The following is a 17,179-nucleotide window of genomic DNA, read 5'->3' as shown; positions in this document are numbered from 1 at the left end:
AGTTGCGGAGTGTCGGGGTTGCGTAGGGATCCATCGTCAACCGATGGCATTGGTCAGGTCGTACAGCGGCACCAGCACGGCCACGATCACCGCACCGACCACCGAGGCCAGCACCAGGGTGATCGCCGGCACCATTGCCGCCAGCAGACGGTCGATGCGGCGCGCGCTATCCTGTTCAAAGGTATCGGCGGCCTTCAGCAGCATGGTATCGAGGGCGCCGGACTCCTCACCCACCTGGATCATCTGCAGCGCCAGGCGCGGGAAACGCTTGCCGCGTGACAGCGCCAGCGACAGGCCGGTACCGTTCTTCACTTCGTCCGCAGCGGCTTCCACATCGGCGGCCAGCGCGCGGTTGCCCAGCACATTGCGGGCGATGCCCAGGGCACCCAGCAGCGGCACGCCATTGCGCAGCAGGGTACCCAGTGTGCGGGCCAGCCGCGCGGTTTCCAGTTCACCCAGCAGGCGGCCGATACCCCGCCGCTGCAGCAGCCAGCCGTCCAGCGCCAGCCGGAAGGCCGGTTGCCGCGCCTTGCGTTCGAAGAACAGCGCCAGCACCGCCGGCACCACCAGCAGCAGCACCCACCAGTCGCGCACGAACAGGCCCAGCTGCAGCACCGCGTAGGTGAACCACGGCAGCGCCACATCCAGGCTCTCGTACATCTGTGCGAACTGCGGCACCACGTAGCCGAGCAGGAACAGCAGCGCACCGCCCACCACCACCAGCAGGATGGCTGGATAGACCAGTGCGTTGATCACCTTGCCCTGCAACGCGCGGCTGCGTTCGAGATAGTCGGCCAGGCGCTGCAGGGTTTCGTGCAGGCTGCCGCCGGCTTCACCGGCACGCACCATGTTCACGTACAGGCGCGAGAACAGGCCGTGCTGGCGTTCCAGCGCCGTCGACAGCGGCGCGCCACCGCGCACCACGTCGCGGATGTCGGTGATCGCGCGGCGCGAGCGTTCGTCTTCCGGCAGGCCGAGCAGGATCGAAAGCGCACGGTCCAGGGGCTGGCCGGCCCCGAGCAGCGTTGCCAGCTGCTGGGTGAACTGCAGCAATGCCGCACCCTGCAGCGGCCGTTGGCGGAACAGGTTGCGCCAGCTGCTGCCACCGATCGCGCCGCCATCAGCCAGCTGCGTCTCCATGGGTAGATGGCCCTGGTCCTGCAGCCGCGCGACCAGCTCGGCCTCGCTGGCCGCTTCCATCTGACCGTCGAAGATCTCGCCGTGCGGATTGAGCGCCTTGTAGCGGTAAGTCGGCATATCAGCCCCAGGATCCTGCGCGCATCAGCTTTCCTCGGTCACGCGCAGCACTTCCTCGATGGTGGTCTGCCCGCTCAGCGCCTTGGACAGGCCATCCTCGTACATGGTGCGCATGCCGGCTTCGCGAGCGATGCGTTCGATCTCGCCCATGCCGTCGCGGCGCATCACCGCACGCCGCAACGCATCGTTCATCACCAGGAATTCCATGATGGTGGTACGCCCCAGGTAGCCGGTCGGCGCCAGCGCCGAGGGCTTGGGACGGAACAGATGGATCGGCCCCTGCGGCTGCAGGCGACGCAGCTCGAAGCGTTCAATCTCTTCCGGCGAGGCTTCGTAGCGCTCGGCGTGGGTCGGTTCCAGCCGACGCACCAGGCGCTGGGCCAGGATGCCGTTGATGGTGGAGGTGAGCAGATAGTCCTCCACGCCCATGTCGAGCAGGCGGGTGATGCCGCCGGCTGCGTTGTTGGTGTGCAGGGTGGACAGCACCAGGTGGCCGGTCAACGCCGACTGGATCGCGATGCGCGCGGTTTCCAGATCGCGCATTTCGCCGATCATGATGATGTCCGGATCCTGGCGCACGATGCTGCGCAGGGCATTGGCGAAGTCCAGCCCGATCTGTGGCTTGGCCTGGATCTGGTTGATGCCCTCGATCTGGTACTCGACCGGGTCTTCAACGGTGATGATCTTGACGTCGGCGGTGTTGAGCTGGCTGAGCGCCGTGTACAGCGTGGTGGTCTTGCCCGAGCCGGTCGGGCCGGTCACCAGCAGGATGCCGTGCGGCTGTTCCAGCACCTTGCGGAACTGCGGCAGGAACGCGTCGGTGAAACCGAGGCGATGGAAATCGAACACCACCGTTTCGCGGTCGAGCAGACGCATCACCACGCTTTCGCCATGCGCGGTCGGCACCGTGCTCACGCGCAGGTCCAGCTCCTTGCCCTGCACCCGCAGCATGATGCGACCGTCCTGCGGCAGGCGACGCTCGGCGATGTTGAGCCGGGCCATGATCTTGATGCGGCTGATCACCGCTGCGGTGAGGTTGGCCGGTGGGCTTTCACCCTCCACCAGCACACCGTCGACGCGGTAGCGCACCTTCAGCCGGCTCTCGAACGGTTCGACATGGATGTCCGATGCGCGCAGCTCCACCGCGCGCTGGATCACCAGGTTGACCAGGCGGATCACCGGCGCTTCCGAGGCCAGGTCGCGCAGGTGTTCGATGTCATCGACCGCGCCGCCTTCGCCATCGGCGGTTTCCACGATGGCGCCCATCGCGCTGCGGCCCTGGCCGAACCAGCGTTCGACCAGATCGTCGATCTCCGCACGCATGCCCAGCACCGGTGTCACCGGTACACCCAGTGCCAGCTGCACGGCCTGCTGCGGATAAGGATCGTGGGCATCGGCCAGCCACAGCCGTACGCCCTGTTCATCCAGCGCCAGCGGGCAGACATGGAACTGCTTGAGGAAGCGCAGCGACAACGGCAGGCCTTCGGCCAGGCCCTGCGGTGGTGCCTCGGGCAACTGCTTGCCCTCCAGCAGCGGCAGGCCCAGCACCTCGGCGCTGGCCTGCGCCTGGTCACGTTCGGAAACCAGTCCCAGCCGCACCAGCAGGCCCAGCAGGCTGCCGCCGGCCTCTGCGTGCAGTGGACGCGCACGTGCCAGATCGCCTTCCTTCAGCCGGCCGCGCGCCAGCAGCGCATCCAGGATGCGACCTTCAGCGTCGTCGGCAGCGGCGGTAGCAGCAAGCGCGTTCACATGACTCTCCTGTCAATCGGCTCGACTTTAGCAGTTAAGCCATGATTTACGCCGCCTCTTCACCACCTTTCGTAAAAAGACGAAGCCCGTCACATGCGGTGACGGGCTTCGGCCATTCAACTACGACAGAGCGTGCTTACTGCGTGGCAAGGATGCTCACGCCGTTGTAGGCCGCCTCGCCCACCACCTTGATGTAGTAGGTGCCGGCGGTCGGTGCCGTCACCCGCACCGTTTCCGAAGTGCCCGGGCGGGTCGAGCGCGCATCGTTGTCGGTGGCACTCGGTTCACGCCCCTTGGCCAGGTAGACCGAGACATTGCCGGTGCCGCCGTAGGTGATCACGCTGAGCTGCTTGCCGGCGACGGCTTCGAAGCTGTACAGGCGGCTGCTGGCGGCAGCACCATTCAGGCCACCGACCGCGGCCTTGTTGGTCAGCGGCGTGGCCACCGGTCCGCAGTTCTCGGTGCACGGTTCTTCCAGTGCCTTGGCCAGCGCGGCCTTGGCATCGAGGATACCGGTACCGATCGGGGTCGCCGCCGGAATGGCGACCGGGAACGGACGCGCGGTTTCCTTCAGCAGGGTACGCATCGCCGCCGGGGTCAACGGATCCTTGCCCTTGGCGATCAGCGCGCTCTGCACCAGCGCGGCAACGGCGGCCACATGCGGCGAGGCCATCGAGGTACCGCCCATGCCCATGTAGCCCGGCGTGCCCGATTCCGGCGTGGTGGCCGCGTTGGAGCCGGTCTGCCAGATGTAGCCACCCGGGTTGCCGTCGACACTGCCGCCACCACCCGGACCGGACAGGTCCACGCGGGTGCCGTAGTTGGAGTAGTAGGTGATGCCACCGGTGATGCGGGTGGCACCCACGGTCACCACGCCTTCGCAGCTGGCCGGCTGGTACTTGGACGCGTTGTCGGTTTCATTGCCGGCAGCCACCACCACCGTGGTACCGCGCGAGATAGCGCCGTTGATCGCGTCCTGGTAGGTGCTGGCGCAGGCGCCACCGCCACCCAGGCTCATGTTGATGATCTCGGCCGGATTGGTGTTGGCCGGGATGCCCGCCACGGTGCCGCCGGACGCCCAGGTCACCGCATCAGCGATGTCGGACAGGTAGCCGCCACACTTGCCCAGCACGCGGACCGGCAGCACCTTGGCCTTGTAGGCGACACCGGCCATGCCGACGCCGTTGTTGGTCCGCTCGGCCACGGTGCCGGCGACGTGGGTGCCGTGCCAGGAACTGTCTTCGGCCAGCGAGCCGTCATAGCACTCGTTGTCGTTCTCGACCCAATCACCGTAGTCCTGCGCACCCGGCACGCGATCGTTGGTCGGGCGCCGCGAGGTCTCCGCATCGCTGATGAAGTCGTAACCCTCCAGGAGGTTGCCGACCAGGTCCGGATGCTGCGGCAGGATGCCGGTGTCGATCACCGCCACCACGATGCCCTCGCCCTGCGAGACATCCCACGCCGCCGGTGCGTTGATGCCGCCTACCGCATTGTGCAGATGCCACTGGTTCTGCTGGTAGAAGGGATCGTTCGGCACCAGCGCCGGCTGTACGTTGCCGGCACGCAGTTCGGTGCGGCGCAGCTTCACGTCGGCTTCGGCGTACTGCACCGATGGGTCGGCCTTCAGTTCCTTCAGTACGCGCTGCAGTTCGGCCGGGGCCAGGCGGCCCTGCACACGGATGAGGTCCGCACCGGTAGCGAGCTTGCGTACCACCTGCGGGCCGAGGGTACTAGCACGGGAGGTGCCGCCGGACAGGCTGGCACGGGTCAGCGCGGACTGCACAGTGGACAGCTTCGCCGAGCGGTCGGTGGCGGCGGCAGCGCCGGCCCGGTACTTGACGATGATGCGCTCGGCGCCCGGTTGGGCGGTGCTGGCCTGGCGCACCGGTTCACGGGTCGGCAGGCCGGCGGCGTGGACGGCACCGACGGCCGTCATCGACAGCACGGCAGCGGCAAGCACATTGATGCGAAGGTTCTGCTTCTTGATCACGTCGAAATTCCTCTTCTGGGTCATGGATCGAACCAACACTGCGGCCATCATTCCTTGACGACTCCCGGCCGGCCCAGCCGGGATTGCCGTGACCTCCCCCCAGGCCCTCGTTGCAGGTGCAGCGCCGGCGTGGGTGGCCGCCGGCGCAATGGAGTGGCTTACCAGCCGAAGCCGGCACCGACGCCGACCGAGCTGTCGTCGCTGCTGAAGGCACCGCCGAAGGTGACCGTGGCGCGATCGCTGATCGCACGCTGGTAGCCCAACGACAACGCCGATTCGCCGCCCTGGAAACCGATGCCGACGCCAACTCGGTTCTGGGTGCGGATGCCGGCGGCACTGGTGGCCATGTTGAGCATCGCCGCGCTCATCGCGCCCTGGCGGTCGATGCGGCGATCCATGTGGCGCAGGCGTCCATCGATCTCGCCCTTGAACACATCGAAGCTGTCGGCGACGGCCTGGACGCGGCTGTCGGTGTAGCTGTTGGCGGTGGCCATGCCACGGTCGAGCTGGCCCTTGTTGACCGCATCGGTGGCCGTGGTACCGGCCGCCACGTTGGTGACCTGGCGCTCGTTACCCTCGCTGCCCACCGACACCGTATTGGCACGGTCGGCGACCGACCCCTGGCCCAGCGCCACGGCGTTCGCAGCGGTGGCATTGGCACCCTGGCCGATGGCCGTGGATGAGGCGCCACTGGCGACGGCGCCATCGCCCATGGCAACGGCATTGACACCACTCGCCGGGGTGCCCACCGGAATGCCAGCACCCGCCGCAGCGGCCGTCGGCGTACCCTGCACCCGCGCGGTGCTGGCCGTTGCCGCATCGGCCGTTGCCGGTGCGTCGGTAACGCTGGCCAACGGGCTTTCATCCAGCGAGGTACTCATCGCGCGCAGGCTGGCGGTTCCGGTACGTGAGCCACCGGCGGTGCGGCGGTCGATCTCGCTGACCTTGCGGTCCAGCGCGCCCAGCGCATCGCCGACGTTGCTGTAGGTGGCACCCTGGATCACATAGTTCGGCGCCACGAACACGCCCTGCATGCCGACGCTGGCACCACCACCGAGGAAGCTGGCGGCATCACTGAGCGACTGGAACAGCTGGCCGCCATTGATCGCCTGGCGGCTGCCAGCCGCAATGCTGCCGGCACCGACGTTGTCGATGGTGGTGCCCTGGAAGCCGGACAGGGTCAGGCGATCACGGCTGGCGTCGTCATAGCCGACGGCGCTGGCCGCGGTGGTTTCAACGGTGGCGATACGAGAATCAAAATCGCCCACGCGGGTTTCCACCGCGCCCACCCGCTGGTTGGTGACGTTGAGCTGCGAACCGGTGATGGCATCGCTGCTGCCGGCGGCAATGCGGCCATCTGCCACATTGACGATGCGGCGCGTGGCCGGACCATCAGTGGGGTTGCCACTGCCTACCGACACAACATTGGCATCCAGCGCACGCGATCCAGCACCGAGTGCAACCGAGTTCACGCCGACCGCACCCGCACCGGCGCCAACGGCCAGCGCGCCGGAGGCGGACACCGTGGCATTGGCACCCAGCGCGATGCTGCGTGCGCCAGCCGCATTGGCCACCGAGCCCATCGCTACCGAATCGGTACCGATGGCGTTCGCGGTTCCCGTGCCGTTGGCGCGGAAGTATCGGTTGGTGGTGTTGGCGGTGAACGCAACTGCGTCCAGCTGCCCGCGATTCACTGCGTCATTGATTTCGGTACCGTTGGCGACATTGGTGACCTGCCGGTTGTTGACGGCACTGCCGACGGACACGGTATTGGCACGATCAGCCACCGAGCCTCCACCCAGTGCAACACTGCCTGCAGCCGAAGCGGTGGCACTGACGCCCACCGCGGTGGCATTCAAACCAGTGGCCTTGCTGCCGTAACCGACCGCAGTACCGAGGCGGCCGCTGGCTTCGGCATAGCTGCCCAGCGCCGAAGCCCCATCGGCCGAGGCATTGGCGCGGAAACCACTGGCCTGCGACTGGGTACCGCTGGCGATGGCCTGCGCGCCGCTGGCAGTGCTGTAAGCGCCCTTGGCCTGGGCGCCGGCGCCGGTAGCGCTGGCGCCGAGTTCGCTGGCGCTGGCGCCGCTGCCCACGGCCACGCTGTCGACACCACCAGCCTGGGCCGCGTTGCCGAGTGCGGCCGCATTGTTGCCGGTGGCGAGCGCATCGAAGCCCACCGCTGTGGCATTGGCGGCCATGGCATTGGCACCACTGCCCAGCGCGGTGGCGCCATTGCCGATGGCGTTGGCCGCATTGCCGGCAGCCAGTGCGTTGTCGCCGTCGACCAGTGCGCCGGCTTCGCCATCAGCATTGCCGCTGGCCTGGAACTGCCGGCTGGTCTTGTCGGCGACGCTGGCGATCGCATCCAACTGGCCCTTGTTCACCGCATCGGTGGCTTCGGTGCCGGCCGCGACGTGGGTCACCTGACGCTCACCGCCAGCCTTGCCGACGGCCACGGTGTTGTCACGGTCAGCCTTGGAGCCGGCGCCGAGCGCGACGCTGTTGCTGCCATTGGCGGTGGCGTTGGCACCCAGCGCGGTGGCGCTGCTGCCTGCCGCCCACGAGTTCCAGCCAATCGCGGTCGCGTAGTCTTCGGTGGCCCATGCACCGGCGCCGAACGCCGCCGCACCGGTCCCACTGGCACGCGACGGGATCAGGCCGAAGAAGGTGCTGCCGCCGATGGCCACGCTCTCCTCGCCGCTGGCCTCGCTGGACTGACCCACTGCAACGGCACCGGTACCGGCCGCAGCAGCACCGAAGCCGACTGCAGTGGTGTTGGCACCGCTGGCTGCCGAGCCGTAGCCCAATGCGGTGCCGAGGCGACCGCTGGCTTCGGCGTAGCCACCCACTGCGGTGGTGCCATCAGCCGAAGCCGCGCTGCGGAAACCGCTGGCGAGCGCCTGTCCGCCGCTGGCGTTGGCTTCTGTACCTGTGGCCGTGCTATAGGCGCCGCTGGCCTGCGCACGCGCACCCACCGCGCTTGCACCGACCTCGCTGGCGCTGGCACCGCTGCCCAGGGACAGGCTGTCCTCGCCGGTGGCCTGTGCGTTGCTGCCCAGGGCAGCCGCGTTGTTGCCGGTGGCCAATGCATCGATGCCCACGGCGGTGGCGTTGGCGGCCAGCGCATTGGCACCGCTGCCGAGTGCGGTGGCACCGTTGCCGATCGCGTTGGCCGCGTCACCGGCCGCCAACGCGTTGTCGCCCTCCACCAGCGCGCCGGTTTCACCATCGGCATTGCCACTGGCCTGGAACTGCCTGCTGGTCTTTTCCGCTGCCGCGGCTACGGCGTCGAGCTGGTTCTTGTTGACCGCATCATTGCCATGCGTGCCATCGGCCACATTGGTGATCTGGCGGGTGTTGCCACCGCCGCCCACCGATACGGTGTTGTCGCGATCCGCGATCGAATCGGCACCCAACGCCACGCTGTTGGCACCGCGCGATTCGGCGGCATTGCCCAGCGCGGTGCTGTTGATGCCGCCCGACCAGGCACCACCACCCACCGCGGTGGAGTAGTTGCCCGAGGCCTCGGTGGCCAGCACGCCGAACAACGAACCACCCACGGCGACGCTGTTGGTGCCGGTGGCCAGGCTGCCCTGACCGGTGGCGGTGCTGTAGGCACCGGAAGCTTCCGAATCGCCACCCACTGCCACACTGTTGGAACCGGATGCATTGGCGAAGTTGCCGAACGCGGTGGCATTGAAGGCCGAGGCCTGTGCATAGCCACCGATGGCGGTGCTGTAACCGCCGCTGGCTTCGGCACCGATACCGAAGGCTGCCGACGCCGTACCACTGGCTACGCTCTCGCTACCGACAGCGGTGGCCGCGTCGCCGCTGGCATTGCTGAAGTAGCCCACGGCCACGGCCTCTTCGCCGGACGCTTCGGACAGCACACCATTGGCAGTGCTACCGGCACCGCTGGCAATGCTGGCCGCACCGAACGCCGCGCTCTGCTCGCCGCTGGCTTCGCTTTCCGCGCCATGCGCAGTGGCGTACTCGCCCGTGGCCTGTGCGTTGGCACCGACAGCGCTGGCGTTGGCTGCGGTCGCCAACGCATTGAAGCCCAGCGCCTGTGCGTTGCTGGCCAGCGCGTTGGCGCCGCTGCCCAGTGCGGTAGCGCCATTGCCGATGGCGTTGGCAGCATCACCGGCGGCCAGTGCGTTGTCACCCTCCACCAGTGCACCGGCTACGTCGTCGCCGTTGCCGCTGGCCTGGAAGAAGCGGCTGGTGGTGGTGGCCGTGGTGGCCACCGCATCCAGCTGAGCCTTGTTCACCGCATCGGTGGCCTGCGTACCAGCAGCGACGTTGGTGACCTGGCGTTCGTTGCCGGCACTGCCCACCGATACCGTGCGTGCACGGCTGGCAACCGAACCGGCACCGAGCGCGACAGCGTTGCTGCCGCTGGCGTTGCTGCCAGCGCCCAGCGCGATCGCACTTTCACCACCGGCCACCGTGTTGGTACCGATGGCGATGCTGTTGATGCTGTTGCCCAGCGCCTGGAAGCCCAGTGCCACGCTGTTGTCGCCATAGCCGAAGGCACCGCGGCCGACCGCCGTGGAACTGGCGCCGTTGGCCCAGCTGTTGTAGCCGATGGACGTGGCGCCGCTGCCACTGGCCCACGCCGCATTACCGAACGCCGAGGCATTGGTGGCGGTGGCCCATGCACCCGAACCGAATGCTGCTGCGCCACTGGCAGTCGCCCAGCTGTAACCACCTACTGCGGTGCTGTCATCGCTGCTGGCGAACGCGCTGTCGCCGACCGCGACTGCATAGCTGCCGGTGGCGCGCGACTTGCCGCCTGCGGCGAAGCTGTTGTCACCACTGGCCTTGGCAGCGTTGCCGAAGGCGCTGCTGGCAGCCCCGGTGGCCTGCGCGCCACTGCCCACCGCCGTGGCATCGGCAACAGCGGTGGTGCCCACCTGCTGCGCCGTGCCATCGGCACCGATGATCGGCTGGTTGAACTCGTCGTAGGCCTGGCCGAGGCCACCGATGGCGACACCGCCATTACCGGTGGCCGCGCTGTTGCGGCCCACGGCCACGCTGTCATCGCCGATGGCCGACGCGGCAGCACCATGTGCAATGGCACCTGCGCCGATTGCATTGCTCGACGAGCCCGCGGCGATGGATCCCTCGCCATCAGCCAGTGCGCCAGCATCACTGCCCGCTTCCGGCTGTGCCTGGAAGAAATGCGCGGTGCTGTCGGCGGTGCTGGCGACGGCATCCAGCTGTGCCTTGTTCACTGCATCGGTGGCTTCGCTGCCCGCAGCAACACTGGTGATCTGCCGCTCGTTGCCGGCGCTGCCGACGGCCACGCTGTTGGCACGCACCGCTTCGGAGTTCGCGCCAAGCGCGACGCTGTTGGCACCGCGTGCGGTGGCGTAGTAGCCCACTGCAGTGCTCTGCGCGCCACTGGCCCAGGTCTGCGCGCCCAGCGCACTGGCGTTCTCGCCTGGTGCATAGGCGAAGTAGCCGACCGCAGTAGCTTCAGCACCGGAGGCCTCGCTCAGGCTGCCGTTGGCCACCGCGCGATCGCCACTGGCAATGGCGCCCGCGCCGACGGCGGTCGCGGCTTCGCCACTGGCCTGGGTCTGCACGAAGAAGCCCAGGCCGGGAATCAGATCGGCCGGGCCGCCGATGGCGACGCTGCTGGTGCCGGTGGCATTGCTCTGCGTACCCAATGCCGTGGAGTAATCACCGATGGCATTGGCCACCGCACCGAACGCCGACGCCTGTGCGCCGGCAGCATAGGCACCGACGCCGTAGGACGACGCGGCAAAGCCGCTGGCTTCAGCACTGGCGCCAACCGCGGTGCCGCCGACGCCTGCACTGGTGGCGCCGGTTTCCACTGGTACGCCGCCACTGGTGATCAGCGGGTTGCCGTCGGCATCCACCGCAGCGCCACCCACGGCAACACTGCCCGGGCCGTTGGCCTGTGCGTTGTTGCCGAACGCGGCACTGTTCTGGCCCGAGGCCAGTGCGTTGTTACCCACGGCGGTCGCGTTCTGCGCAACGGCCGTGGCGCCGGCACCGACTGCCGTGGTGCCGTTTCCGAGGGCATTGGCGGCCTCGCCGGCCGCCAGTGCATCGTCACCTTCAGCCAGTGCACCAGCATCGCTGTTGCTGCTGCCGGTGGCCTGGAAGCGCTTGGCGGTGGCATCGGCCACGGCGGCGACGCCCTTCAGCTGACCGACGTTGACTGCATCGTTGTCTTCGGTGCCTGCGGCCACGCTGGTGATCTGCCGGGTCAAGCCGTATTCGGCGGCACCGACGGACACGGTATCGACGCGGTCGGCCAGCGAACCCGCGCCCAGCGCCACGCTGCCGGTGGCCACCGCAGCGGAATTCGAACCCAGCGCGGTGCTGTATTCACCGACGGCGGTGCTGAATGCACCCACCGCAATCGACGCTTCGTTGGCGGCGGTAGCGCCGCGGCCCAATGCGGTGCTGCCCGGGCCCATCGCCACGGCACCGCCGCCAACAGCGGTGGCGCCATCGGCGGTGGCTTCGGACAGCGCACCCAGCGCGGTGGCCGCGCCGTTTTCGCTGGCAGCGGTCGCGCTTGCGCCAACCGCGGTGTCGCCAAGACCGAATGCCGCGGCGCTCTGCCCGACCACGACGCTGGCATCGCCGATTGCCAAGGCGCCCTGGCCAAAGGCGCTGGCGCCGATGCCAGCGGCGATGGCCTGCGTGCCGATGGCCGTGGTGGCGTTGGCCAGCGACTGAGCACCCGCACCCGCCGCAACCGCGCCCTGACCGTCGATCTTCGCCGCGTCGCTGTCATCGCCTGCGCCGTCGGCCTTGAAGTAGCGGTTGCCATCTGCAGCAACGTCGGCCAGCGCGGCCTGCGTGGCGCGCGCCTGCGCGTCCAGCTGTGACTTGTTCACCGCATCGGTGGCCTGAGTGCCTGCAGCAACGTTGGTGATCTGGCGTTCCTTGCCGGCATCACCCACGGACACCGTGTTGGCCCGCGCGGCCTTGGAGCCAGCGCCCAGCGCAACGCTGTTGGCGGCACTGGCATTGCTGTTGCTGCCGATCGCCACCGCGTTGCTGCCCTTGGCCGTGGCCGAGCCTTCGATCAGGCACTTTTCGAGCAGCTTGCCGCTGAATGCCACGCAGGTGGCGCTGCCGCCGATCTGCACCGACTGTGCAGCGGCGATGCCGCTCATGCTCAACCCCACTACCAGGCCCAGTGCCACTGCCAACCTTGCGGGCGTGGCCTGCGTCGCATCGCGGCGCTGGTCGACGACCCCGCCACTGCTGCTGTCAGAGGAGGCCAGTTCCGAGGCCACCACCAACTGACCCAGTGCTTTGTTCCAGACCTTGCGATAAATCCGATTCATCGGTACGGCTCCTGATTGGACTGGTTTTGGGCAAAGCAACGCCACCGCTGGGCTTTCCGGCCCAACGTCCCCTGGGGGCGTTTATTCGCGTGATTTACTGCGGGGTATTGCCGAACGGCGCGCAGCGACAGAAAACCGAGCGCGTGCGCCAACCGGTTACTGCGAAATGAATGATTCTGAAACGGGGTTCAAGTGTTAACGTCAACTTTCCAAATCGTCAAGACTTTGACACGGCAAATCCTATTGCCGTGAAGCAGTTCACTATTTCACCTGTTTATGAAAGTGTTTTGTTAGGCATGCGTGACGAAGCTCCGCCGCATGAAAATCGATGTAACTAGCGGTCGCGGCAGGAGTTTCACGCGCGCAAAGAAAAACCCGCCGATCAACGGCGGGTTTTTCCATACGCGGCGGCATTGATGCCTGCGCGATGTGATGCGATCAACCGCACCACACCCGCGCGTTGCGGAACATGCGCATCCACGGCGAGTCGCCCTGCCACTCGGCCGGCGCCCAGCTCAGGTTGAGCGCGCGCGGCGTGCGTTCCGGGTGCGGCATCATGATGGTGACCCGGCCGTCGTTGCTGGTCAGGCCGGTGATGCCGTCCGGCGAACCGTTCGGATTCAGCGGGTACTGGCTGGCCACGTTGCCGTTGCCGTCGATGTAGCGCAGCGAAACGCGAGCGGCCGCCTGGTCGACGGCATTGTCGAACACGGCCTGGCCTTCGCCATGCGCCACTGCCACCTGCAGGCGCGAACCGGCCATGCCGCGCAGCAGGATCGACGGCGATTCCACCACTTCCAGCAGCGCGGTACGGGCTTCGAACTGCTCACTGGCATTGCGGCGGAACTGCGGCCAGTGCTCGGCACCCGGAATGATGCCCTTGAGCTGGCTCATCATCTGGCAGCCGTTGCACACGCCCAGCGCGAAGCTGTCCTCGCGCGCGAAGAACGCGGCGAAGGCATCACGCAGCGCACTGCGCTCCAGGATCGAGGTGGCCCAGCCACGGCCGGCGCCCAGCACGTCGCCGTAGCTGAAGCCGCCGCAGGCGACCAGACCCGTGAACTCCTGCAGAGCTACACGACCTTCGATCAGGTCGCTCATATGCACGTCGAAGGCGCGGAAGCCGGCACGTTCGAAGGCGTTGGCCATTTCGATCTGGCCGTTGACGCCCTGTTCGCGCAGCACGGCCACGCGCGGACGCGCGCCGGTGCTGATGAACGGCGCGGCCACGTCCTCGTTGAGGTCGAAGCTGAGCTTGGGCTTCAGGCCCGGCGCAGTGAAGGCACGGGCGATCTCGCGCTCGGCATCGGCATTGTCCGGGTTGTCGCGACGCTTCTGCATCGCGTGGGTGACCGACCACCAGGCGTCGAACAGCGCTTCCCAGCGCCATTCGGCCAGGTTCTCGCCACCGAGCGACACGCGCACCACCGGTGCGGTGGTCGGCTTGGCGATGCGCTGCGCGCACTCGATCAGCGCATGGCGCTCGACCAGGTCGGCGAACGCGGCGCGGTCTTCACGGGCAATCTGCACCACCGCGCCCAATTCTTCGTTGAACAGGCTGCGGAACGGATCATCGCCCCAGGCATCGAGGGTGATGTCCAGGCCCAGGCGCGAAGTGAACGCCATTTCGCACAGCGCGGCGAAGGCACCGCCATCGCTGCGGTCGTGGTAGGCCAGCAGCAGGCCGGCCTGGCGCGCATCCCGGATCAGCTCGAAGAAGCCACGCAGGCGCTGCGGGTCATCCAGGTCCGGGGCGGCACCGGCGAAGGCCGGCAGATCGCCGTGGTCGGCGTGCACCTGGGCCAGGATCGAACCGCCCAGGCGCTGCTTGCCGGCGCCGAGGCCGATCAACCACAGCTCGCTGTCCACGTCGCGGTCGAGCAGCGGGGTCAGCTGCTGGCGCACGTCGGCCACCGGCGCGAACGCCGAGATCACCAGCGACACCGGCGACACGCTCTTGTGCGCTTCGCCCTGGTCGTGCCACTGCGCCTGCATCGACAGCGAGTCCTTGCCGACCGGGATGCTGATGTCCAGCTGCGGGCACAGTTCCATGCCCACTGCCTTCACCGCGTCATACAGCAGCGCGTCTTCGCCCGGGTGGCCGGCCGCGGCCATCCAGTTCGCCGACAGCTTGATCTCATCCAGCGCATCGACCGGGGCCGCGCACAGGTTGGTCAGCGCTTCACCCACCGCCATGCGTGCCGAAGCAGCGGCGTCGAGCAGGGCCAGCGGGGTACGCTCGCCGATCGACATCGCTTCGCCGGCCACGCCGTCGAAGTCGGCCAGGGTGATGGCCACGTCGGCCACCGGCAGCTGCCACGGGCCAACCATCTGTTCGCGCGCGGTCAGGCCACCGACGCTGCGGTCACCGATGGTGACCAGGAAGTTCTTCGAAGCGACCGTCGGGTGCGCGAGAACGCGCAGGCCGGCTTCCTGCAGGTCCAGGCCACCGGTCTTCAGCGCCGGCCAGCGCGGTGCCGGCGGGTGCGCGGTGTCGCGGTGCATCTTCGGCGGCTTGCCGAACAGCACGTCCATCGGCAGGTCGATCGGTGCATCGGCCGGAGTGTGGCCCGGCACGGCGCCGTAGGCCACCACCAGGTGTTCCTCGGCGGTGGCCACGCCAACCGCGGCGAACGGGCAGCGCTCACGGGCGCACAGCGCGGCGAACTCGGCCAGGCGCTCCTGGGCCACGCCCAGCACGTAGCGTTCCTGCGATTCGTTGCACCACAGCTGCATCGGCGACAGCGACGGATCATCGGTGGGCACCTTGCCCAGGTCGATGACACCGCCGACCTTGGAGTCGTGCAGCAGCTCGGGGATGGCATTGGACAGGCCACCGGCGCCGACGTCATGGAAGAACTTGATCGGGTTGTCGGCGCCCATCGCCACGCAGCGGTCGATGACCTCCTGGCAGCGGCGTTCCATTTCCGGGTTGTCGCGCTGCACGCTGGCGAAGTCCAGGTCCTCGGCGCTCTCGCCAGAGGCGACCGAACTGGCAGCGCCGCCGCCCAGGCCGATCAGCATTGCCGGACCACCCAGCACGATGACGGCATCACCGGCCTGCAGCTGGATCTTGTCGACCTGCACGCGATCGATCGCGCCGAGGCCACCGGCCAGCATGATCGGCTTGTCGTAGGCACGCACCAGATCGGCCCCTTCCGGCAGCTCGAAGCTGCGGAAGTAGCCGAGCAGGTTCGGGCGGCCGAATTCGTTATTGAACGCAGCACCGCCAAGCGGGCCGTCGGTCATGATTTCCAGCGCCGGCGCCATCCGCGGGTTCAGCGCGCGCGGCGCTTCCCACGGCTGCGGCAGCTCGGGAATACGCAGGTGCGAGACCGAGAAACCGGACAGGCCCGCCTTCGGCTTGCCGCCGCGGCCGGTCGCGCCTTCGTCGCGGATCTCGCCGCCGTTGCCGGTCGATGCACCCGGGAACGGTGCGATCGCGGTCGGGTGGTTGTGCGTTTCCACCTTGATCTGGAACGCGCTGGGCACCTGCGGCTCGCGGCGGTATTCGCCACTGGCCGGATCGGGGCGATAGCGCGAGGCCGGATGGCCTTCGATCACCGCGGCATTGTCGCTGTACGCGCTGAGCGTGTGCTGCGGGGTCTGCTGGTGGGTGTTCTTGATCATCCGGAACAGCGAACGGTCCTGCTCCTGGCCGTCGATGGTCCAACTGGCGTTGAAGATCTTGTGGCGGCAGTGCTCGGAATTGGCCTGCGCGAACATCATCAGTTCGATGTCGGACGGCGCGCGGCCGAGCGCGGTGAAGCGTTCGCGCAGGTAGTCGATCTCGTCCTGGGCCATGGCCAGGCCGAGGCGCTGGTTGGCGGCCTCCAGCTGGTCCACCGGCACGCGTTCCAGTTCACCCCGGGCCGGCGCCGAGAACAGCGCCTGGCCCTGTTCCACGGTCTCCAGCACCGACTGCGTCATCGGATCGTGCAGCGCCTTGACCAGCGCCTGCTGGGCGGCGGCATCTGCCGGCCAGCCCTGCACGTCGATGCGCAGGCCACGTTCGACCCGGCTGACCGGCTGGCCGGCACCACGGACCAGTTCGGTGGCCTTGCTCGACCACGGCGACAGCGTGCCCAGGCGCGGCACCACGATGCGGCTGACCGCGCCCTCGGCCACGGCTTCGGCCTGCGGCGCCGCTTCGAGGATGCGGCACAGCGTGGTCAGGTCGGGGGCGGCGCTGCCTTCGGGCTGCACGAAGTAGACGTGCCAGGCACCGCTGATGCGCAGGGAGGGAGCGATGGACTGCAGGCGGGATTCAAGACGTTCGCGGCGGAACGGCGACAGGGCGGGCGCGCCCTCGAGGACCATCATGTCCGGGGAACCGTAGTTGGGAAACGGGCCCGACATTGTACCGGAAGCGGGGGGTGGGCTTTGGCCGGGCGGCGCCCGGCACCCGCCGAGGCCAAGGCAACGGCAACAGCAACTGCCAAAGCAAAAGCGGGGTTCCCGTGGGATGGCGGGGTGGGTCCGGTTGCGGGGGACGCCGTAAATACGTCCTTGTAGGCTCGGTCGCGCCATCCATGGCGCTCACGCCCCCGCAACCGGACCCACCCCGCCTTCGACAGATTTCCGCGATCTGCAGTAGATCCACGCCATGCGTGGATACTTCTGGTAGTGCCGGCCGCTGGCCGGCAACCAGGGAGATGCCTGCAATCAAACGCCTGAGAGCGAAGCGATCGGCGTTTGATCTTGATTTTTTGTTCGACTTTCGTGGCTGGCCGCGCAGGAACCTGTCCGTGGCCGGGTGGGTGGGCTGCGCAGGGGCGTGAGCCGCATGGATGCGGCGGCCCCTCGTACAGGGACGTTAATTCAACGGCCCCAGCCCCCCCCC

General features: G+C 68.0%; 5 protein-coding genes. All 5 read right to left on the bottom strand.

Annotated features, from left to right (window positions below; genetic code table 11):
* Positions 1-36 precede the first annotated feature (36 nt).
* The 5 genes from xpsF to purL all read right to left on the bottom strand — a co-directional run bounded on the left by xpsF (position 37) and on the right by purL (position 16,659).
* On the bottom strand, positions 37-1,257 hold the full coding sequence (gene xpsF / locus ACJ7C5_RS16370; protein ID WP_412704491.1) for a type II secretion system protein XpsF: 1,221 nt from the start codon (positions 1,255-1,257) through the stop codon (positions 37-39).
* A 24-nt stretch (positions 1,258-1,281) separates the two neighbouring features.
* Positions 1,282-3,006, bottom strand: coding sequence for a type II secretion system ATPase GspE (gspE, locus tag ACJ7C5_RS16365; RefSeq protein WP_094000468.1), 1,725 nt, complete (start codon positions 3,004-3,006; stop codon positions 1,282-1,284).
* Between the two features lie 136 nt (positions 3,007-3,142).
* Positions 3,143-5,020 (bottom strand): S8 family peptidase, encoded by a 1,878-nt coding sequence (locus ACJ7C5_RS16360; protein WP_412704490.1) that lies wholly within the window; start codon positions 5,018-5,020, stop codon positions 3,143-3,145.
* Between the two features lie 134 nt (positions 5,021-5,154).
* Positions 5,155-12,336 carry an ESPR-type extended signal peptide-containing protein gene (locus ACJ7C5_RS16355; protein ID WP_412704489.1) on the bottom strand — a complete coding sequence of 2,394 codons (7,182 nt, stop codon included), beginning with the start codon at positions 12,334-12,336 and terminating at the stop codon, positions 5,155-5,157.
* 438 nt (positions 12,337-12,774) lie between these two features.
* On the bottom strand, positions 12,775-16,659 hold the full coding sequence (gene purL / locus ACJ7C5_RS16350) for a phosphoribosylformylglycinamidine synthase (protein ID WP_412704488.1): 3,885 nt from the start codon (positions 16,657-16,659) through the stop codon (positions 12,775-12,777).
* Positions 16,660-17,179: the final 520 nt, after the last annotated feature.

Origin of the sequence: Nocardiopsis yanglingensis (genome assembly GCF_045809185.1) — a bacterium.
Taxonomy (GTDB): Bacteria; Pseudomonadota; Gammaproteobacteria; order Xanthomonadales; family Xanthomonadaceae; genus Stenotrophomonas; species Stenotrophomonas yanglingensis.
Note: the sequence above shows the minus strand (reverse complement) of the source record. Positions and strands in the feature narration are given on the sequence as shown.